This window comes from Wohlfahrtiimonas sp. XWW7, assembly GCF_056716055.1.
The window spans coordinates 2,080,383-2,100,524 of sequence record NZ_CP168032.1; the positions used below are offsets into that span (position 1 = coordinate 2,080,383).

21 protein-coding genes are annotated in these 20,142 nt (G+C 37.6%); 5 read left to right on the forward strand and 16 right to left on the reverse strand.

Going from position 1 to position 20,142, the window contains the following annotated elements:
• Positions 1-4 precede the first annotated feature (4 nt).
• Complete coding sequence (gene pnuC, locus ACA100_RS09910; RefSeq protein WP_481077552.1) at positions 5-697, forward strand: nicotinamide riboside transporter PnuC; 693 nt, start codon at positions 5-7, stop codon at positions 695-697.
• 43 nt (positions 698-740) lie between these two features.
• Here the strand turns inward: pnuC and ACA100_RS09915 are convergent, their stop codons facing one another.
• The 7 genes from ACA100_RS09915 to kdsB all read right to left on the reverse strand — a co-directional run bounded on the left by ACA100_RS09915 (position 741) and on the right by kdsB (position 5,879).
• Positions 741-1,073, reverse strand: a complete 333-nt coding sequence (locus ACA100_RS09915; RefSeq protein ID WP_481077553.1) for a hypothetical protein — start codon at positions 1,071-1,073, stop codon at positions 741-743.
• Between the two features lie 153 nt (positions 1,074-1,226).
• Positions 1,227-2,957 carry a C4-dicarboxylic acid transporter DauA gene (gene dauA / locus ACA100_RS09920; RefSeq protein WP_481077554.1) on the reverse strand — a complete coding sequence of 577 codons (1,731 nt, stop codon included), beginning with the start codon at positions 2,955-2,957 and terminating at the stop codon, positions 1,227-1,229.
• A gap of 111 nt (positions 2,958-3,068) precedes the next feature.
• Positions 3,069-3,515, reverse strand: a complete 447-nt coding sequence (gene rplI / locus ACA100_RS09925; protein WP_481077555.1) for a 50S ribosomal protein L9 — start codon at positions 3,513-3,515, stop codon at positions 3,069-3,071.
• 15 nt (positions 3,516-3,530) lie between these two features.
• Complete coding sequence (gene rpsR, locus ACA100_RS09930) at positions 3,531-3,755, reverse strand: 30S ribosomal protein S18 (protein WP_077924656.1); 225 nt, start codon at positions 3,753-3,755, stop codon at positions 3,531-3,533.
• Positions 3,756-3,784: 29 nt separating this feature from the next.
• The gene (rpsF, locus tag ACA100_RS09935; RefSeq protein ID WP_481077556.1) at positions 3,785-4,153 is read right to left on the reverse strand and encodes a 30S ribosomal protein S6; all 369 of its coding nucleotides are present in this window, start codon (positions 4,151-4,153) and stop codon (positions 3,785-3,787) included.
• A 94-nt stretch (positions 4,154-4,247) separates the two neighbouring features.
• Positions 4,248-5,093 carry an archaetidylserine decarboxylase gene (gene asd / locus ACA100_RS09940; protein ID WP_481077557.1) on the reverse strand — a complete coding sequence of 282 codons (846 nt, stop codon included), beginning with the start codon at positions 5,091-5,093 and terminating at the stop codon, positions 4,248-4,250.
• A 6-nt stretch (positions 5,094-5,099) separates the two neighbouring features.
• Positions 5,100-5,879 (reverse strand): 3-deoxy-manno-octulosonate cytidylyltransferase, encoded by a 780-nt coding sequence (kdsB, locus tag ACA100_RS09945; protein WP_481077558.1) that lies wholly within the window; start codon positions 5,877-5,879, stop codon positions 5,100-5,102.
• Between the two features lie 456 nt (positions 5,880-6,335).
• Here kdsB and eda point away from each other — a divergent pair, with 456 nt between their 5' ends.
• Positions 6,336-6,965, forward strand: a complete 630-nt coding sequence (gene eda / locus ACA100_RS09950) for a bifunctional 4-hydroxy-2-oxoglutarate aldolase/2-dehydro-3-deoxy-phosphogluconate aldolase (RefSeq protein ID WP_481077559.1) — start codon at positions 6,336-6,338, stop codon at positions 6,963-6,965.
• Positions 6,966-7,040: 75 nt separating this feature from the next.
• Here eda and mepA read toward each other — a convergent pair whose 3' ends face one another.
• The 9 genes from mepA to ACA100_RS09995 all read right to left on the reverse strand — a co-directional run bounded on the left by mepA (position 7,041) and on the right by ACA100_RS09995 (position 15,459).
• On the reverse strand, positions 7,041-7,877 hold the full coding sequence (mepA, locus tag ACA100_RS09955) for a penicillin-insensitive murein endopeptidase (protein WP_481077560.1): 837 nt from the start codon (positions 7,875-7,877) through the stop codon (positions 7,041-7,043).
• A 67-nt stretch (positions 7,878-7,944) separates the two neighbouring features.
• Entirely contained in the window at positions 7,945-8,841 is an 897-nt protein-coding gene (locus ACA100_RS09960; protein WP_481077561.1) for a diaminopimelate dehydrogenase, read from the reverse strand.
• A 26-nt stretch (positions 8,842-8,867) separates the two neighbouring features.
• Entirely contained in the window at positions 8,868-9,830 is a 963-nt protein-coding gene (gene hemH / locus ACA100_RS09965; RefSeq protein ID WP_481077562.1) for a ferrochelatase, read from the reverse strand.
• A gap of 200 nt (positions 9,831-10,030) precedes the next feature.
• Entirely contained in the window at positions 10,031-11,824 is a 1,794-nt protein-coding gene (gene aspS, locus ACA100_RS09970; protein ID WP_481077563.1) for an aspartate--tRNA ligase, read from the reverse strand.
• Positions 11,825-11,892: 68 nt separating this feature from the next.
• Positions 11,893-12,117 carry an FmdB family zinc ribbon protein gene (locus ACA100_RS09975; protein ID WP_077927480.1) on the reverse strand — a complete coding sequence of 75 codons (225 nt, stop codon included), beginning with the start codon at positions 12,115-12,117 and terminating at the stop codon, positions 11,893-11,895.
• 134 nt (positions 12,118-12,251) lie between these two features.
• Positions 12,252-12,554 (reverse strand): integration host factor subunit beta, encoded by a 303-nt coding sequence (ihfB, locus tag ACA100_RS09980; RefSeq protein ID WP_077924646.1) that lies wholly within the window; start codon positions 12,552-12,554, stop codon positions 12,252-12,254.
• 237 nt (positions 12,555-12,791) lie between these two features.
• Entirely contained in the window at positions 12,792-14,459 is a 1,668-nt protein-coding gene (gene rpsA, locus ACA100_RS09985) for a 30S ribosomal protein S1 (protein WP_481077564.1), read from the reverse strand.
• Between the two features lie 113 nt (positions 14,460-14,572).
• A complete protein-coding gene (cmk, locus tag ACA100_RS09990; RefSeq protein ID WP_481077565.1) occupies positions 14,573-15,253 on the reverse strand; it encodes a (d)CMP kinase in 681 nt (226 codons plus the stop codon).
• Positions 15,254-15,270: 17 nt separating this feature from the next.
• On the reverse strand, positions 15,271-15,459 hold the full coding sequence (locus ACA100_RS09995) for a hypothetical protein (protein ID WP_481077566.1): 189 nt from the start codon (positions 15,457-15,459) through the stop codon (positions 15,271-15,273).
• 120 nt (positions 15,460-15,579) lie between these two features.
• Between ACA100_RS09995 and hemC the strand changes: the two genes are divergently transcribed.
• Genes hemC through ACA100_RS10010 form a run of 3 tightly spaced genes read left to right on the forward strand, consistent with a single transcriptional unit; the run spans position 15,580 to position 20,079 of the window.
• Positions 15,580-16,521, forward strand: a complete 942-nt coding sequence (gene hemC, locus ACA100_RS10000) for a hydroxymethylbilane synthase (protein WP_481077567.1) — start codon at positions 15,580-15,582, stop codon at positions 16,519-16,521.
• Positions 16,505-18,772, forward strand: coding sequence for a uroporphyrinogen-III C-methyltransferase (locus tag ACA100_RS10005; RefSeq protein WP_481077568.1), 2,268 nt, complete (start codon positions 16,505-16,507; stop codon positions 18,770-18,772). The genes hemC and ACA100_RS10005 overlap by 17 nt, the downstream gene beginning before the upstream one ends.
• Positions 18,769-20,079, forward strand: a complete 1,311-nt coding sequence (locus ACA100_RS10010) for a heme biosynthesis HemY N-terminal domain-containing protein (protein ID WP_481077569.1) — start codon at positions 18,769-18,771, stop codon at positions 20,077-20,079. Before ACA100_RS10005 ends, ACA100_RS10010 begins: the two co-directional genes overlap by 4 nt.
• The last annotated feature ends 63 nt before the right edge of the window (positions 20,080-20,142 follow it).

Sequence of the window (20,142 nt, forward strand, 5' to 3'; positions counted from 1 at the left end):
TGAGATGAAATCTTGGATATTATCCATTGGTAGACATCGATCTTACCCATTTATCTGTTTCATTTTAGTGATCAGTGCATTTTTATACACTGATCCTTTCACTGAATTGAATCTCCGATATACAATTTCATTTTTTGGCGCCATCACAGGTTTGATCTGCGTTATTTTATTCACACGTCGCAGTCAATTGGGTAACTATTTTGGATTACTGGCAACTTTTGGTGAAAGTATTGGAAATTTTTTAGGTGGCAATATTGGTGCAGGATTACCCCATATTTATAATTTTAGTACACATGTTTATGGCATTATTAATTGGCGCAAAAATCATGATAATGATGACAAAGTCATCACACGCTCATTAAATTTTCAACAACATATTTATGTTTTCTTTGCATTTATCGCCATTTTTGGCTTAAACATATTAATCACCAAACTCAGCGGCGTTGACAATACGCTTTGGCAATTAACCATTAATGGCATCATTTTTGGTCTAGCAATTCCTGCACAAACATTATTAGTGATGCGCTATGATTTCAACTGGTATTTATGGATCATCATGAATGTTTTTGTCATAGCCTTAAACTTCTTTGGACCTGAACCCAATCCTGTAATCGGCGCCCAATATTGTATTTATCTATTCAATGCGATTTATGGATTATTAGAATGGAAAACTTTTGCAGACAAAACAAATAACTAAAGCCAGCAGAGCTGGCTTCATATTGAGTGAATCTTTAATAAAATTACCAATTGCTGTTCATTCTTCCGTACCCACTATGATTATTACCATTCATACAATTGCCATTACGGTGATTGTTATGATAATTACCACGATTATTCATCATGGGTTGATTATTGTAACGCCCGTTACTATTGGCTTGATTCATTCTCATATTGCGATTATTTTCACGGTATTGGGCGCGTTGCTCTAACATTTGATTATATTGTTCTTCTGTCATATTGTTATTGTTATAACAACTACCATCACAGTTATTATGATAACTGCCCATTTGCGCCATTGCTGCCGATGATAAAAATAAAGTGCCTGCGATCACCAAAAACATACTCTTTTTCATAATTATTATCCTTTATTTCTTTTCAACTAATCCTTATGGATTAAGGATATAATAATTCCTTCAATGTAAAAGGCAGTCTACAGCTTGTAAATCAGCAGTAAAGCTTATAGACGCATTATCAAGTGAGAATGAGTTATTGATTTTTATTGTACTTTACGGCTTAGTAACTTCAATACAAACATTGCTCCCATGACCTATCACTTCAAAAACCTCTTCGCGTGATGAATAAAAATCTAACTTTCCTTCAATGGGTTGAATTTTTGCACGCGCTAAAGTTTTTAATGGCTGAAAAGGTACATTGCACACCATCACGCGTTTACCCATGTCTAAATCCTCCATGAAACGCGTAAAAGCCTGCAAACCACCTACATCTAATAATGTCACATGCTCCCAATCCAGAATAATTGTTTGGTAATGATCACTTAATTCAGATAACTCACTGAAAATACGTTCTGCAGCTGCGAAAAATAGCGGACCTTGAATCGTATATAATATTTCATGCTCATGAAATTGCGCGCAATCTATCTCTGTTAATTTCGTTAAGTCCGCAATATTTTTCATGAACAATAAGGCTGCCAATACAACACCAATTGAAATTGCGATGATCATGTCAAAGAATACAGTTAAAAATAAACACACCAATAAAACCACAATATCACCTTTCGGTGCTTTCTGAATAATATCCTTGATCTTTTTTGCCTCACTCATGTTCCATGCCACCATGAACAACATTGCTGCCATAGCTGCTAAAGGCAAAAATGATAAATATCGAGCAAAGAATAATAGAGCCGCTAATACAAATAAAGCATGAATAATCGCGGCAACTGGCGATGTAGCACCTGCTTTTACATTGACAGCAGAACGAGCAATCGCCGCGGTTGATGTGATACCACCAAAAAATGGTGCAATAACATTACTTAAACCCTGCCCTAATAACTCACTATTAGGATTATGTTTGGTTCGCGTCATATTATCTAGAATCACCGCACACAATAAGGATTCTATCGCACCTAAAACCGCCATAGAAAAAGCAGCTGGCAATAATGCGGAAACATGCTTCCAACTCCAATCAAAGCTACCTTCAACAGAAGGCACATTCCAAGGCAGTAAAAAGGTTGGCAATACCGGCGGAATACCGCTCCCCTCATCACCATTTGGCAATAAATAACTAAATTTACTCCCGATTGTTTGAACCTCCTGCCCAAATATTGACTGACAAACAATCATTACAATCACACCCATAATAATGGCAGGCAAATGACCAGGGAAATTTATAGACAATTTAGGCCACACTATCAATATTGATAAAGTCACACACCCAACCAAAGCATCTCCCCATTGTAAAGTTGGCAAAGAGCTCACAACCATTGTGATTCTTGCAATAAAATCTTCCGCTTCCATTGCTGGTGTTAAACCTAAAAAGTCAACAAATTGCATACTCGCAATTGTGATTGCTATACCCACTGTAAAACCTAAAGTTACTGGTAAAGGGATATACTCAATCACTCGACCTAAGCGCGCCAAACCCATAATGATAAGAATAACACCTGAAAATAATGTCGCCACCAACAAGCCTTGCAAGCCATATTGCTGTGCAACTGGAAATAAAATAACAACAAAAGCAGCTGTTGGCCCAGAAACACTAAATTTTGAACCGCCTGTCAATGCCGCAACCATACCTGCAATCCCTGCTGTATAGAGCCCATATTGCGGTGGCACACCACTTGCAATCGCCAAAGCCATCGCCAAAGGAATAGCTATAATGCCCACTGTAATGCCTGCGATGAGATCCTGGACTAAACGAGATAGAGAATATTTATCCCGAATACACGCATTGTAAAGCGCAATACCGACACGAACGCGCGTTATATAATTTCTTCCCAATTAAGCCACCACCTTTATTACTTATAGCTATCGATAACATTAACTGATAGATGATAACAAAAAAAGCCCCGTAAAAACGGGGCTTTTCAATGAATTTTGTTTTAGAGCAAATTACTCAGCAACAACGTTCACTTGAATGTTTACGATTACATCTGGGTGCAATGTTAAAACTACAGCGTGCTCACCAATGCTACGGATTGAACCATCAGCAATGCGAACATCACGTTTTTCTAATTTAACACCAGCATTTGTCACAGCTTCAGCGATATCTTGGCTAGTTACAGCACCGAATAAACGGCCTTCTGTACCTGCTTTAACTGACATAGTGATAACGATGCCATTCAATTTTTCGCCACGCTCTGTCGCGTCAGCCAAAATTGCAGCTTGCTTAGCTTCTAACTCAGCGCGCTGTGCTTCTAATTTTTCTAAGTTAGCTGGCGTTGCTTCAGTAGCTTTACCTAAAGGCAACAAAAAGTTACGAGCATAACCAGATTTTACTTCAACTGTATCACCAAGTTTACCCAACTTGTTGATTTTTTCTAATAAAATAACTTGCATGATTGCTCCTTAAAATTAATGCTGGTCAGAATATGGAAGCAATGCAATGTAACGAGCGCGTTTGATCGCAGTCGCTAATTGACGCTGATAGCGTGCTTGCGTACCAGTTACACGACTTGGGATGATTTTCCCAGTTTCAGTAATATAGTTTTTTAAGGTATTGATATCTTTGTAATCAATTTCTTTTACGTTTTCTGCTGTGAAACGGCAGAATCTTTTACGACGAAAATAACGTGACATATTAAAATTCCTTTAGTTAAATGATGTGATTATTCTGCATCTGAAGCGTCAGAAGACTCATCATTTGAACGGTCTTCGCGTTGTGGCTTCATCAATACTGATGCTTCTGTCACAGCTTCATCTTTTTGAATAGCCATGTGACGCAAAATCGCATCATTGAAACGGAAAATGCCTTGTAATTCTTCAAGTGCAAGATCATTACATTCAATGTTCATCAAAACATAATGAGCTTTGTGTAATTTTTGAATTGGGTAAGCCAATTGACGACGACCCCAATCTTCTAAACGGTGAATTTGACCACCTTCATTAGTAATAACTGAACGATAACGCTCAATCATCGCTGGTACTTGTTCGCTTTGATCTGGGTGAACAAGGAATACAACTTCATAATGACGCATATTCATAATTCCTTATGGATTTATTAAACAAATAAAGTCTCCAGATTTCTCTGTAAGACAAGGAATGTATTTCGCTAAAAATACAAGCGCTGAATTATAAGCTTTTCGATTCTAAATTGCAAAACTTATATAAAGTTTCACCCATTTTTATGGCTGAACCTTCTTTAAGCGATTCATTCAATACAACTGAATCATTCTTTTCTAATAATACAATCGCTGTCGACCCCATATTAAATCGACCCATTTCAGCACCTTTATCTAGCTCTATGTCACGATCATAAGTTTGATAACCAATCACTCGACCATAAGGTGGCGTCACATCACCACCCCAAACAGTAGCCATACTAGAAACATTAATCGCTCCCACTAAAATCACAATCATCTTGCCGTACTCGGTATCAAATAAACAGACATATCGTTCATTTTCTGCAAACAATGTTGGAATTTGCGATGCCGTTTTTAAGGACACGCTGTATAACTTCCCTGGAATATGAATTGTGCGTAATAATCTGCCTTTTACAGGCATATGCACACGATGATAATCACTTGGCGATAAATATACTGTTGCAAAGCTACCATCTTTAAAGTCTTCAGCTAATTTTGGATCAGCAATCAAACTTTCCACTGTAAAATCATGACCTTTGGCTTTGACAAATTGTGTATTTTGTAATTGTCCACAAGCTGCAATTTTACCATCGGCAGGTGATACTAAAGGAGACTCTGCGATTGGGCGCGCGCCAAATTCTAATGGACGCGTAAAAAACTCATTAAACGTTTTAAAATCATCTGGTGAACTGTATCTACTCTCTTCCCAGTTGATTTTATAAAGTTTTGAAAAAACCTTAATGAATAAGTTTTTAAACCAAACTGTACGAATTCTTGTGAGTTTACGAATACACCATGAACTCAAGCGTTGTGGTAAAAAATATTGAATCGACATAAATTTTTAATCCTTTAAGGTCAGCGACTGCTCATTATACCACTGACGAGCCTGCTCTAACTCTGCTGCTGTATCAATGCCCACTGGTGGAATTGCATCCATATGCTCAATCACAATTGAATAACCATTTGATAATGCTCGCAATTGCTCTAGTGATTCTGATTGTTCTAGTGGAGATGGCTTTAATTTAGGATATTCTTTCAAAAAGAATGCACGATAACCATAAACACCAATGTGTCGCAGTGGCTGTACATTTTTAGGTAATTCTCCTGTACCTTTTTCTATACCTCGCGGAAATGGAATCGGTGCGCGAGAAAAATACAAAGCTTCATCTAAATTGCTATGCACAACTTTTACAACATTAACATTGAAAAAATCTTCCCAGCTATCAATGCGCGTCGCTAAAGTACTCATTGCTGCTTTTGGGTAAGCCGCCAACTTATTTGCAACTTTTTCAATGAATTCAAATGGTAGAAACGGTTCATCACCTTGCCAATTGACTATGACATCCTCATCATTAAAACCACAAAGCACAGCAACTTCTGCCAAGCGATCTGTCCCTGTTGGATGATCTTTTGAAGTCATCACAACTTCAGCACCTACAGATTGCATGTGATCAAAAATCGATTGGTCATCTGTTGCCACAATGACTTTTTTAGCATTCGCCAACATCGCTTGATTCCATGTATGCTCAATCACTGGCTTATCACCTATCAGCAACATCATTTTGTTAGGTAAACGTGTTGAATTTAACCTTGCAGGAATCACAATAATAAAATTATTCATAAATGAACCATCATTACAATTTCGATATAAAACGTACATTCTATCAGAGGGACATATAAAAACAGTAAATTCATGACAAGTATGTAAATTATACAGTCAAGGTATTGACTTATGCACAACCAATCTATAGATTCGATAGAAGCTAGAACAATCAGTTGTCAATAGATGTAAATACAAGTTTCACCGTAACTAATTGATATGGAAAATTTATCTTTTTTTGATCAATTAATATACATCCTATTGACCTCAAATAACCATGCACCTTACGAGATAGTTTTTTTGATTATTCACATAGTTATCCACAGTTCTTGTGGAAAGCATTTTGCTTAAAAATTAAACACTTTACTTAAGACATTAACTATACAAATAAAGCATCAAATTGACTATTTTTATAGCATTCCCACTTAGTTTAAAAATTCTTATATACAATACAATTTTTACAAAAGAACTCTAAATATGAAAAATCTCGATACAATTTTCCACAACCAACCTGTCGTTCCAATCGCTATGATCGACGATATTAAAGACGGCTTGAAATTAGCAACCATTTTGATTCGCGAAGAGCTACCTATTTTAGAAGTAACATTTCGCACAAAAGAAGCTTCAGATATTTTAAAAGCCATCAAAGATCACTATCCTGATCTAACTGTAGGTGCAGGCACTGTGCTTAATTCAGAACAAGCGAAAATTGCATACACATCAGATGCTGACTTTTTAGTTGCGCCAGGCTGTAATCCACGCACAATTCAAACAGCACAAGATTTAGGCATGCCTATTTTACCTGGTGTGAATAATCCAACTGCGATTGAAATGGCTCTTAACTACAACATTACAACCATGAAATTCTTCCCTGCAGAAGTTTCTGGTGGCATTCCAATGATCAAAGCTTTAATGGCACCTTATCAAAATATTAATTTCATCCCGACGGGTGGCATTAATAATGAGAACTTCCAAGACTATTTAGCAACAGAGCGCGTAATCGCTTGCGGTATGAGCTGGATGGTGGATAAGAAGTTAATCGAAGCTGGCAATTGGGATGAAATCACTCGCCGTGTTCGTTTGATTAAAAAACTGTTAGCAAAATGATTGCTCACTACAAATTTTCATATGATCCAAATGCTTAATAAAATCATTAAGCATTTTTTATTATTTCAATCTTACTTATTTTTGATTCAATACAGTTCGGCACATTGCAGGCATAATTTTTGGTGCGGACTTACCTTTTGAAACTGCAGGCTTTTTAATACCTAGAGCTAAATCAGTTTGATCTTTAACCCAGTTTTGTAAATCTGCATCACAGCCTGATGTTTTAACAACAGGCGCTTGTGGCTCACAATCTTTCTGCCCTTTTGGACAAACCAAGCGAACATGAAAATGTGAATCATGACCAAACCAAGGACGCACTTTATACAACCAGCTTTTATCTTGTTCTGTTTTGCATAAATACGCTTTAATCACAGGATTCACAAAGATTCTTTCTGTTTTAGGATACAAAGCAGCTTGATAAATCAAGTCACGATAATAAGGCTGCCAATGTTTAGAAATCGCACCTTTTTTACCATCCACCAATGATGGCGTTACCAATCCTTCTCGTTGCTTTTTCGTCAATCCTGATGAACCAATCGCTTCAAACCAAATATCGACATCCAAACCAATCTGATGACTTGAATGGCCAAAATTCATTGGCCCGCCACGCGGTTGTGATAAATCTCCCAAAATGACAGTTTTACTTTGAGTTTTAGCATATTGCCCCAATGACTCGATGAATATCAACAGAGATTCATCACCATAATTACGATTACGACTTGGCCGTACTTGCTGAAAACCATCGCCATTAATAGGAAGGACTTCTCCCCCCGAAAAACAACCATTGGCATAGCTACCATAAATTTTTGTCTGTCCTTCTGTTGGTTTTTTAACTGCATGCCAGCTCTGATCTGCCAAAGCAGCGGAACACATAGCTAGAGATAGAATTGTTATAACTTGGATTAATTTCATTATATTTTTTCCAAAAAAAATCTGCCCGAAAGGCAGATTATCATATTAATGCATATTATTTGCAGGATTACACCAATTCTTTAATCCATTCATCGCGCTCGCCTTCTAAGAAATCCACCATTGGGATTTCAATCAAAGTATAAGCACCACTTTGTAAACGAGTTGCTGCACGACCGCTTGAAACCATGACTTGCGCTGTCAATGCAGGATTGTCAATTGACATTTTGAACATAAAGTTTTGATTACCTGTAGAACCAGAAACACCTTTACGAGTCATTTCCACGCCATGACCAACATCTTTCAAGGCATTAACATCATCTACAAAACGAACATGAGTTTCATCATGGATAAAATACGGGTCTGTTTTGATAGAATTTTCAACCACATCACGAATGGCACCATCCATCAATTCAACATATACTAAACGACGATGAACGCCCGCACCTGTTGGCATTGTCATAGATAATGCATCTTTCACACCTTCAATTGCCTTAACCGCAACTGTGTGCCCCATACTCATACCTGGACCAAAGTTTGTATATGTCATACCGCGCGGAGCCATTGCCAACAACATTGCACGTAAAATTGAATCAGTACCTGGATCCCAACCCGCAGAAACAATCGCAACAGCATTATTTGCTCTTGCCACTTCTGCCAATTCATTTTTCACTTCTAAGATACTAGAATGAATATCGTAGCTATCTACTGTATGAATACCTTTCGCCAAGAATTCTTTCGCTTGCTTTGGTACTTCACGCGTTGGGATTGCTAGAAATGCTACGTCAATCTTTTCGCTAAACTCTTCTACCGATTTCTTCACAACAATATTAGGATATTGTGCAATTGGCTCGCCACTGCGACGAACAGCGCCTACCAAATTGAAATCATTTGTGTTTAACAAAACGTCGATAACTTTTAAACCTACGTTACCAGAGCCGACAACTATAGCATTGATTTTATTCATCTAAATATGCTCCTCAAGAGTAAAAACTAATTTGAATCCACAATTAATTGCTTCATCATCTCAATGTGTAGAGATTCTGTATTAAGCGAAGGAATGAATTGATAATATTCACCGCCCTGCTCTTTAAAGTAATCTCTATTTTCAACACCCATTTCTTCAATGGTTTCCAAACAATCCGCACTAAATCCAGGACAAAATACTGCAACACGTTTAACGCCTTGCGATGGTAAACTCGGCAAATATTCAAAAGAGTAAGGTTGCAACCATTCCTCTTTACCAAATTTAGATTGGAAAACTGTTGTAATTTTAATATCTGAGCGACCCAATGATTCTGTAATCAAACGTGTTGTTTCCATACATTGATCATAATAAGGATCCCCCTTCTCATACGTTGATTTTGGCATGCCATGATACGACAACACAAGCTCTTCAATTTCAACGCCTGTTAAATTTTTCTCAATCTGAGCTTTACATGCTTCAATATATAATGGATTAGCATGATAATCCCCTAACATGTGAATCTCAGGAAAATAACGACGTGCTTTTAATGTATCTGCAACACTGTCAAAAACTGTAGCTGTTGTCGCCGCACAGTATTGAGGATACAAAGGTAAAATCACAATTTTATCCACTTTTTTGGCAATTAATTCATCTAAACCTTTTTCAATGGATGGATTACCATATCGCATTGCAACAACCACTTCATGATTTTCTGGCAATGAATTTCGCAATAATTCCGCTTGATCTTGTGTGATATATAACAAAGGAGAACCACGATCCGTCCAAACCGTTGCATATTTTTCAGCAGAATCTTTAGGACGCGTTGTTAATATAAATAAATTTAAGATGAAAAACCAAATATATTTCGGAACTTCGATCACACGGGGATCACTTAAAAACTCCCTCAAATATGGTCTAACATCTTTAGCTGTAGGCGATTCTGGCGTACCTAAGTTCACAAGCAATACACCAATTTTACGTTGAGACATTTTGAATTCCTATCCTTTGAATCACATGCAAACCATTATGCATAAACTTACACTAAATGTGAACCATTCTCATATAAATTTTTATCTATCGATATCATATAGAAAATAATACAGACAATAGATAACAAAAAAACCATCATACAGTGATGATGGTTTTTATGAAATCAAAAGTTCAATCAATGACTAAACTTAATAATAAATTAACCCTCTTTTTTCGCTTCTGGCAATTTAATTTCCAGCGCTAACTCTTTTAATTGCTTTGGATTTGCAAAAGAAGGTGCATTTGTCATCATACATGAAGCTGTCTGAGTTTTAGGGAACGCAATCACTTCACGGATCGATTTAGAATGTGTCATCAACATGATTAAACGATCCAAACCAAATGCCAAACCTGCATGCGGCGGTGCACCAAATTTCAATGCATCCAACAAGAAGGAGAATTTATCTTCAGCTTCTTCTTGAGAAATACCTAATAAATCAAATACTTGATATTGAACCTCTGGCTGATAAATACGCACTGAACCACCGCCCAATTCTGTACCATTCAAGACCATATCGTATGCTTTTGCCACTGCATTTTCAGGATCATTTTTCAATGATTCAATACCATCTTTTGGTGCTGTGAATGGATGGTGAACTGCAACATAGCGCTTTTCATCTTCGTCGTATTCAAACATTGGGAAATCAACCACCCACATTGGCGCCCATTCACAAGTGAATAGATTCAAATCTTCACCCAACTTGATACGCAATGCACCAATCGCATCATTAACGATCTTAGTTTTATCTGCACCGAAGAAAATAATATCGTTATCTTTTGCATTCGTTGCTTTGATCAAACCTTCGATTGTTGCATCATCTAAGAATTTAGTGATTGGAGATTGCAAGCCTTCACGACCTTCAGCCAAGTTATTCACTTTAATGTAAGCCAAACCACGCGCACCATAACGCGCAACAAAGTTTGTTAACTCATCAATATCTTTACGTGATAATTTATCCGCAGCATTTGGTACATTCAATGCAACAACACGGCCATTTTTCATGTTTGCAGCTTCACGGAACACTTTAAATTCAGTGCTCTTCATCACTTCTGTTACATCAGTAAACTCTAATGGAATACGCAAATCAGGCTTATCTGAACCGTATTTATGTGCTGCCTCAGCATATGTCATCACTGGGAATTCAGCTGCCAAATCAACATTAATTGTTTGCTTAAATACTTTACGAATCATATCTTCAGCCATCGCCATGATGTCTGATTCTTCTAAGAATGAAGTTTCAATATCGATTTGTGTAAATTCAGGCTGACGATCCGCACGTAAATCTTCATCACGGAAACAACGAACGATTTGATAGTACTTATCAAAACCACTCATCATTAGGATTTGTTTGAACAACTGTGGGCTTTGTGGCAATGCAAAGAATTCACCAGGATATGTACGCGATGGCACCAAGTAGTCACGTGCGCCTTCTGGTGTTGCTTTTGTCAAGAATGGTGTTTCGATGTCCAAGAAACCAGCATCATCCATATAATCACGGATTGCGCGAGTAACTTTTGAACGCAACATCAAGTTACGTTGCATTTTTTGTCCACGCAAATCTAAGTAACGATATTTCAAGCGAACTTCTTCAGAAGTTGCTTCATCATCGATTTGGAATGGCAATGCTTCAGATTTATTCAAGATTGTTAAACCTGTTGCTGCAACTTCGATCTTACCTGATACCAATTTTTCATTGAACATATCAGCAGGACGCATGCGAACTTTACCAACAACTTGAATCACGAACTCATTACGAATACGCTCAGCTTCTTTAAATTGATCAGCAGGTGTAAATTCAGGATCGATAACGATTTGAACGATGCCCTCACGATCACGAAGATCGATAAAGATCACACCGCCATGATCACGGCGACGATGAACCCAGCCCGTTAAAGTTACAGTTTGATCTAAAAGAGCTTCTGATACCAAGCCCGCATAATGAGAACGCATCATAATTAAGATTACCTTTAAACGTTTTTTAAATTAAATGAGTATTTCTAGAAATAGGCGCACAGCAAAGATTAAGATGAACTTGAATCTTTATTGGCTAAATTCTTCTGGTTACTGGTTTTGAAATCAGTTTCATACCAACCTGAGCCCTTCAATCTAAAATTAGGTGCTGTCACTTGTTTAACCAAACGTGGCTCCTTGCATTCAGGACATTCAGTTAATGGTTCAGCAGAAATTTTCTGTAATGCTTCTAATTCGTGACCACAGCTTTCACATTGATATTGATAAATTGGCATGTTTTCCTCAAACAAACTCACAACACAACAAAATCCGATAATTATACTGAATTTTTCAGTTCTTTTCAGTGAAATTATCAGATCTTTTTAAGGTATTGAAATAAAAATCCCTTCACAAGGAAGGGATCTTAAAATTAGTGAATTTTGAACTTATTACGGCTATCGTTCACTTGCTCTCTTAACAATTTACCTGGTTTAAAATGAGTCGCATATTTACCACTCAATTCCACTGCATCACCAGTTTTTGGATTGCGACCAATTTTAGGATCGCGATAACGCAAAGAGAAACTACCAAAGCCACGAATCTCAATACGATTATTCGCAACTAAAGTATCACTCATGTGTTCCAAGATAAGCTTAACACCCTTTTCGATTTCCCCCGCTGGAATACGTGGATATTTTGCGCTTAACTTTTCAATTAATTCCGACTTAGTCATTCAATAAACCTCTTTTATACACTGACCCATTAATCTTAGTACAGAAATTAAGATTATTACCTTATGTGACAATAAATAACAAGATAAAATAATTTATCATTATCATAAATTTAATCTATAAAACAATCATCTCAATTCCTCAAACATATTACACAAAATAATATTTAAATTCGAGCAAAGAAAAAAGCCATTATTAAAAATAATGGCCTTTGAATTAACTTATTGAATCAACAAGAATTACTTGTTCATTTCTGCTTTCAACAAATCACCTAAAGTACCGCCTACAGCGCTCTTAGATGAAGAAGAGTAATCAGCGATTGCTTTAGCATCTTCTGCGTGATCTTTTGCTTTCACAGACAATACGATTGTACGGTTTTTCTTGTCTACGTTTACAAATTTCGCTTCTACTGAATCACCAACGTTATATACGTTACGAACATCTTCTACTTTCTCGTTAGAAACATCAGCTGCACGTAAAGAACCTTCTACGCCTTCACCCAAATCAACTGTTGCTGATTTAGCGTCAACCGCAGTTACAGTACCAGTTACGATGCTGCCTTTTTCGTTAGCTGCCAAGAAGTTAGAGAATGGGTCTTGATCCAATTGCTTGATACCCAAAGAGATACGCTCACGCTCTGCATCAACTGCCAATACAACAGCTTCAACTTCGTCGCCACGCTTGAAGTTACGAACAGCTTCTTCGCCAGTTTCGTTCCAAGAAATGTCAGACAAGTGAACCAAACCATCAATACCACCATCTAAACCGATGAAGATACCGAAATCAGTGATTGACTTGATTTGACCTGTAACGCGATCACCTTTGTTGTATTTGTCAGCAAATTCGATCCAAGGATTAGTAGTTACTTGTTTCATACCTAAAGAGATACGACGACGTTCTTCGTCGATTTCCAAGATTACAACTTCAACTTCTTCGCCAATTGTTACAACTTTAGCTGGGTTAACATTTTTGTTAGTCCAATCCATTTCTGAAACGTGAACTAAACCTTCGATGCCATCTTCGATTTCAACGAAACAACCGTAATCAGTAATGTTGCTTACAGCACCTTTAGTTTTCGCGCCCGCTGGGAAACGAACTGATAATTCGTGCCATGGATCGTTACCCAACTGTTTCAAGCCTAATGAAACACGGTTACGTTCACGGTCGAATTTCAACAATACAACTTCGATTTCTTGACCGATTTCAACGATTTCAGAAGGATGACGAACACGTTTCCAAGCCATATCTGTGATGTGTAACAAACCATCGATACCGCCTAAATCTAAGAACGCACCGTAATCAGTTAAGTTCTTAACAACGCCTTTAACTTTGTCACCTTCTTTCAAGTTAGCCAACAACTCTTCGCGTTCTGCTGAGTATTCTTTCTCAACAACTGCTTTACGAGATACAACGATGTTGTTACGCTTAGGATCTAACTTGATTAATTTAAGTTCTAATTCTTTGCCTTCTAAGTAAGAAGCATCACGAACTGGGCGAACATCTACTAAAGAACCTGGTAAGAACGCTTTGATCTCACCAATATCAACAGTGAAGCCACCTTTAACTTTACCAGAGATGATACCTTTAATGATTTCATCAGCTTCAAGAGACTTCTCAAGACGTCCCCAAATTTCTGCTTTCTTAGCTTTTTCGCGTGATAGACGAGTTTCACCCATACCATCATCAACTGATTCAAGAACTACGTCAACTTTATCGCCAACTTGTACTTCTACATCACCGTTTTCGTTTTGGAATTGTTCTGAAGGAATGCGACCTTCACTTTTCAAGCCTGCATCAACGATAACGAATTCTTTACCAATAGCAACTACTGTTACTTCAATGATTGCGCCAACTTCTGGTTTTTCTTGAATTGATTGTGCAAATAACTCAGCAAAACTTACTGTCATAATATTATGTACTCTGTATATGATCGCCTCAAACACTTACTATATTCGGTATTCAATTTGATCGGGTTAAATTGAAAAAACAAAAGGCAATAACAAAAGTTATCACCACCAAATTATGCTTTAATTAATTGTCTATCTAAGATCAACTGCCAAACTTGATTAAAAACCTCATCTCGCGTGTAATCAGATGTATCAATAATTACAGCATCATGGGCAGGCACCAACGGAGAAACCGATCGATTTTGATCACGCTCATCACGTTCTTGTATCTCGCCCAAAATCTGTGCAATATTAACAGATTCTCCCGCTGCAATCAACTCTTTATATCGTCTATCTGCGCGAACTTCTGCCCTTGCTGTTAAAAATATTTTTAAAGGTGCTTCAGGAAAAACAACTGTGCCCATATCTCGCCCATCTGCCACCAAACCTGGTTCAATTGCGCAATCCCTTTGATAATGGAATAATGCATCACGAATTTTAGGATGTTTTGCAATAATCGATGCGCTGCTACCTGTAATTTCTAAGCGCAAACGTGATGTTACATTTTCACCACACACATAAATTTGCACACGATCATCTTCTACTTTAATGTCCATAACAAAATCAATCGCTTTTGCAACCAACAAATCTTCATTTTCTAAATCCAATGATTGATTCAATGCAAAAATGGCATACGCACGATAAATCGCCCCTGAATCCAATAAATGCCATCCCAATTTTTGAGATAATTTAAGTGACAGCGTACCTTTACCAACGCCACCAGGTCCGTCAACTGTTACGACAGGAACAATCATTCACAACTCCTTACTGATTACTTAAAAGATCCACCCATACGAACGCTGCCATAAACTTGCGTACCATCACCAGTATTTGAAACACCAACGCGACTACCATTATCACCGCGAGAAACTTCAGCTCCGCCAACAGCAGATGTAGAGCTACATCCAACCACAAAGATCATGGATACTAATAAAAGGATGCATTTTGTACAATTTTTCATAATGATTCTCCATTTAGGCCAACTAACTTAGGTAGCCATTATATAACCAAGGCTATAAGTTTTGCTCTAATTATTGTATTCTATTCAGGTTATACAATTTTTATATGATGAGAATGTGAGATGTCCCTAAAAACCTTAACAATTGCAACTCGAGAAAGCCCACTTGCTTTATGGCAGGCTGAACATGTGAAAAGTAAAATTCTTGAATTTTATCCTGATTTAGAAGTGAAATTACTAGGCATGACAACCAAAGGTGATCAACTTCTTTCATCACCGTTAAGTAAAATTGGAGGCAAAGGCTTATTCATCAAAGAGCTAGAAGTTGCAATTTTAGATGGTCGCGCTGACATTGCTGTACACTCTATGAAAGATGTGCCAATGGCTAAAGAATTACCAGAAGATCTAATCGTGCCAGTTGTTATGGATCGTGAAGATCCACGAGATGCATTGGTTAGCAACCATAACTACACAATCAAAACATTACCAAAAAATGCTGTTGTTGGTTCTTGTTCATTGCGCCGCCGCGTTCAATTAATGGCAATCCGCCCTGACCTACAATTAAAAGATCTACGTGGCAATGTTAATACACGTTTAGCTAAATTAGATGCTGGCGAATTTGACGCCATCATTTTAGCAACCGCAGGTTTGAAGCGTTTAGGCTTTGATCACCGCATCTCTGAAGAGATCTCTCAAGACATTTCATTGCCCGCTGTTGGCCAAGGTGCAATCGGCATCGAATGTCATCGCAATAACGAAGAGGTTCGTAAAATCATCGCATCATTGAATGATGAAGCAACCGCTATTCGTGTATCAGCAGAGCGCTCATTCAACGCAACTTTAAATGGTGGCTGCCAAGCACCCATCGCAGGTTATGCAGAATTAACAGAGCAAGGTTTATGGATGCGCGGCCTTGTTGGCAATATCGAAACCAATGAAATTCTTTTCTCTGAAATTATTGGTGATCCATTAGAAGCACAAAATATTGGTCAACGCTTAGCGCAAGAGCTACTTGATAAAGGGGCAGATGTTTTTTTAAGGAGTATTTATGGCGAAAAAGTCTAAAAAACATTACTCACCGAAAAATAAACCAATGAATGATAATAAAAACAGCATCGACTTGCAGCAAGTTGGTGTTGTTATCACTCGTCCAAAAGAGCAATCAGCATTTCTCATTCAATCCATTCAACGTCACAATGGCACAGCATTTTCTGTGCCTTGCCTAGAAATTCATGATCCTTTGGACATTGAAACGGCAAAATTAGAATGCACAGAGCTAGCAGCTGAAGCTGATTATTGGGCTTTTACTAGCCCAAATGCCGTTGAGTATGCACAAAAATTCGGCTTAGATTTTAGCTTAGATAAGCCGTGCATATCGATTGGCTCAGGCACGACGAAATTATTACAGCAATTAACAACTGCTGATGTTATTCAAGGTGACAAACCTTATACAACAGAAAAACTCTTAGAAACATTGGCAAACCATAATCTCGCTGATCAAAAAATCTCTATTTTTAGTGGCGAAGGTGGCAGAAGGCTATTAGAAAATGCCATGAATGATATGGGCGCCAATGCTCACTATGTAGATGTTTATCGTCGCATTCAGACTGAGAATATAGATGTCAATGAAGTGATTGAATATAGCCAATCACATCCCATTATTATTTTAGTCTCTAGCCAAGAAGCATTTGAAGCGTATCACAAAGCAAGCAGTGCTTTAGATACAAATTTTGTACAACATACATTAATCGTTGCCAGCAATCGTTTAGCTAACTATGTTGAATCTTTAGGTTATCAGCATATTTTTGTAGCCAACTCTGCTGTCAGCAAAGATCTATGGCAAAAACTCACAGAAGTGGCGCCAAATATTACCTTATCCACCACAGATTCAATTACTGAGGATTCATCCATGACCCAAATGAACGATAAAGATAATCCAGTTACTCTTGAAGAATCATCGCCGACTGTAGAAACTGAACATCGTGCTGAATCTGCACCACAACACGCAGAACAGACTGCTATTGCTTCACCACAAAAGCCTAATCATTCACTTTCTTACATTGCCATTGCTCTTGGCATTTTAGGTATTGGTGTTGGCGCATTTGCATTCTTACAATCCTCTCAAGAAAGCACCAATGCACAAGCGATTAAACAAGCTTTAGAATCACAAGTTTCTCAACAAAAGAAAGACATTGAAACATTGACACAATCGCTTTCTACGCTACAAAAAACTGTTGAAGCTGAACGTGGCCAATCATCTGACTTTACGGATCTTGCAGATGCACAAACTCAGCATCAACAAAATATTCAAACATTGCAACAGCGTTTATCAACATTGGATGCAGCCATTACTAATCTGCAAGCAGACAATGGCACATCACTCAATCGCTATAATCAATTGAAAGATCATTTAAACGAGTTTGAAAAAATTGTCACTAACTTAGATCAATCCATTAATCAGATTGGCAAAACTGCCAATGATGTACAAACTGATGCAGTTAAAACACAAAATCGCCTAACTTCACAATTGGTTGAGATCAATAGTAAAATTGCATCTCTCAATACATTAGAAGCGCGTTTATCAGCAGCAACAGACATTGATTTACTAAACTTAAGCCAAGCCAAATATCTACTGCGTTTAGCTAACTTTAAACTGATGTTTGAAGATGATTCAACAGAAGCAGTTAAAATTTTAGGCGAAGCAAGCGAGCGCTTAATGGCTACAGCTAATGCAAAATTTAGCGAAACTAACAATTTAATCCAGAGTGAAATTGTGAAGTTAAAAGATATTCCAACGATTAATCGTGAAGAATATGCTGCACGCATTCAAAATATCTCAGAAATCATCCCAACGATTGATACCAAATCAGATGATATCCTAGGTGGATTACGCAATACTTTCCAAACAGAAGCAACCAGCAAAGAAAATGCTAAGGAAGCAGAAGCACAACCTTGGTATCAAAAAGCATTGGATAAAGTAACGCCTGTCTTTGTGGTAACACAAGAGCGCACTCCAGCACCAGAACTGATGTCCATCACAGATGAAACATTGTTGAAACAAAACATTCAATTACAATTAACAACAGCACGTTTAGCTTTATTGCAAAATCAAGCACAAACTTATCAAGAATCATTGAAAGTGGCGCGTTCATTGTTAACAAACTACTTCAGCCCGAATGATGAAAAATATCATCAAGTATTGGCTGCATTGAATGAGCTATTGAATGTGAATGTAACAGCAGAAGCATTGGACATTACACCAATCTTAAAATCTTTTGATGCATCTATGTTGAACTATAGAGGAGAAGGTTTATGATTCGTTTATTCAAAGCCTCCGCCATTTTACTGATCATCGTTGCCATTCCCTTTGCATTGCATCTTTTGGTTAAAGATGATCCTGGCATGGTGATTATCTCTGGTACAAATATCCTGACGCAAAAAAGCTTCACATTGATGATGACGTTTTCTGGCTTTATATTTGGTGGCTTAGCGCTATTTGTTATCACTTATTTAACATTACGTTTTCTATTCAGATTATTAGGTTTACCACAGTTTTTAAAGCGCTCTGCTGAAGCTCGCAGTGAAAAAAGCGCTAGCCGTAAAGTGGCTCGTGCTGAATTGGCATTATTAGAGAACAAACCAGAATTAGCAGAAGCATTACATTTATCTGCGGTCAAAAATAGCGCCAACCCTAGCTTTAGCTACATTGGTGCTGCACGTGCGGCACATGCACAAGGTAAAACCGCATTGCGTGATCAATATCTTCGTGCTGTTGAAACAACGTCCGATCAACATAATCGTTTACATTCTGGCATTATGATTGGCGAGTTATTGAATCAATGGGGCGAACATGAGAAAGCGCGTACAGTATTAGAGCGCACACGCAAAGAGAAAGGCGATCATCACCGTGTATTGACAGCATTAGCAAAATCTTATGAGCAACAAGGCTTATACGATGAACTATTGAAAATCATGCCAGCATTGCACAAATCGCTACCTAAAGATGAACGCTTAGCCATTGAACCTGAATTGTATGTCACATTGATTGATCATGTTGGCGCGAAAAATGAAGGCCATGAACTGAAAGCACTATGGGCGCATATCCCTAATAATATTAAAGTAGTGCCAGGCGTTGTTGTGAACTACGCTGAAAAATTGCTGTACGCTGGCGAAGTTTCAGATGCAGAAGAAGCATTGCGTTATTCATTGAAGAAAGATTGGAATGATTTAGTGATCACAGCTTATGGTCATTTATACAAAGGTGATTTCAATAGCTACATTAAACATGCAAAAAGCTTTTCTAATCAGCATCCAGACAGCGCTTATGCTGCTTTGGCAGTGGCTCGTTTGTATTATCAAACAAAACGCATGGAAGACTCTTTAGAATACTTACAAAAAGCATTACAAATTGATGATCAAATCCCTGAAATTCACCATTTATTGGCTGAAATTCTGTTAGAAAAAGGTGAGTTTGAAAAATCAGCATTAGCATTTAAAGAAGCAGGTAAATTATCTTATGCAAAACCTTCTGCTGAATTGTTACAAGTTGAAGGCGAAGTCGTTGATACAGCTCATGAGGCTTTACCAGAAACAGTTGCCAATGCAGATGAACAAACCAAGTAATTATTAATATAGATGTAGAGCAACCTTCTATGGCGTTCATAGAAGGTTCTCTTTTTTTGAGAT

What these genes read in the sequence shown, in the direction of transcription:
- ACA100_RS09975 (WP_077927480.1), bottom strand. Translation starts at nt 12,117, where the DNA reads ATGCCAATTTATCAATATCAATGTGAAAGCTGTGGTCACGAATTAGAA.
- aspS (WP_481077563.1), bottom strand. Translation starts at nt 11,824, where the DNA reads ATGATGCGTTCTCATTATGCGGGCTTGGTATCAGAAGCTCTTTTAGAT.
- mepA (WP_481077560.1), bottom strand. Translation starts at nt 7,877, where the DNA reads ATGAAATTAATCCAAGTTATAACAATTCTATCTCTAGCTATGTGTTCC.
- ACA100_RS09995 (WP_481077566.1), bottom strand. Translation starts at nt 15,459, where the DNA reads ATGAAAAATTGTACAAAATGCATCCTTTTATTAGTATCCATGATCTTT.
- ACA100_RS10005 (WP_481077568.1), top strand. Translation starts at nt 16,505, where the DNA reads ATGGCGAAAAAGTCTAAAAAACATTACTCACCGAAAAATAAACCAATG.
- ACA100_RS09960 (WP_481077561.1), bottom strand. Translation starts at nt 8,841, where the DNA reads ATGAATAAAATCAATGCTATAGTTGTCGGCTCTGGTAACGTAGGTTTA.
- cmk (WP_481077565.1), bottom strand. Translation starts at nt 15,253, where the DNA reads ATGATTGTTCCTGTCGTAACAGTTGACGGACCTGGTGGCGTTGGTAAA.
- rplI (WP_481077555.1), bottom strand. Translation starts at nt 3,515, where the DNA reads ATGCAAGTTATTTTATTAGAAAAAATCAACAAGTTGGGTAAACTTGGT.
- eda (WP_481077559.1), top strand. Translation starts at nt 6,336, where the DNA reads ATGAAAAATCTCGATACAATTTTCCACAACCAACCTGTCGTTCCAATC.
- rpsA (WP_481077564.1), bottom strand. Translation starts at nt 14,459, where the DNA reads ATGACAGTAAGTTTTGCTGAGTTATTTGCACAATCAATTCAAGAAAAA.
- kdsB (WP_481077558.1), bottom strand. Translation starts at nt 5,879, where the DNA reads ATGAATAATTTTATTATTGTGATTCCTGCAAGGTTAAATTCAACACGT.
- ACA100_RS09915 (WP_481077553.1), bottom strand. Translation starts at nt 1,073, where the DNA reads ATGAAAAAGAGTATGTTTTTGGTGATCGCAGGCACTTTATTTTTATCA.
- asd (WP_481077557.1), bottom strand. Translation starts at nt 5,093, where the DNA reads ATGTCGATTCAATATTTTTTACCACAACGCTTGAGTTCATGGTGTATT.
- rpsR (WP_077924656.1), bottom strand. Translation starts at nt 3,755, where the DNA reads ATGTCACGTTATTTTCGTCGTAAAAGATTCTGCCGTTTCACAGCAGAA.
- rpsF (WP_481077556.1), bottom strand. Translation starts at nt 4,153, where the DNA reads ATGCGTCATTATGAAGTTGTATTCCTTGTTCACCCAGATCAAAGCGAA.
- hemH (WP_481077562.1), bottom strand. Translation starts at nt 9,830, where the DNA reads ATGTCTCAACGTAAAATTGGTGTATTGCTTGTGAACTTAGGTACGCCA.
- pnuC (WP_481077552.1), top strand. Translation starts at nt 5, where the DNA reads ATGAAATCTTGGATATTATCCATTGGTAGACATCGATCTTACCCATTT.
- ACA100_RS10010 (WP_481077569.1), top strand. Translation starts at nt 18,769, where the DNA reads ATGATTCGTTTATTCAAAGCCTCCGCCATTTTACTGATCATCGTTGCC.
- hemC (WP_481077567.1), top strand. Translation starts at nt 15,580, where the DNA reads ATGTCCCTAAAAACCTTAACAATTGCAACTCGAGAAAGCCCACTTGCT.
- ihfB (WP_077924646.1), bottom strand. Translation starts at nt 12,554, where the DNA reads ATGACTAAGTCGGAATTAATTGAAAAGTTAAGCGCAAAATATCCACGT.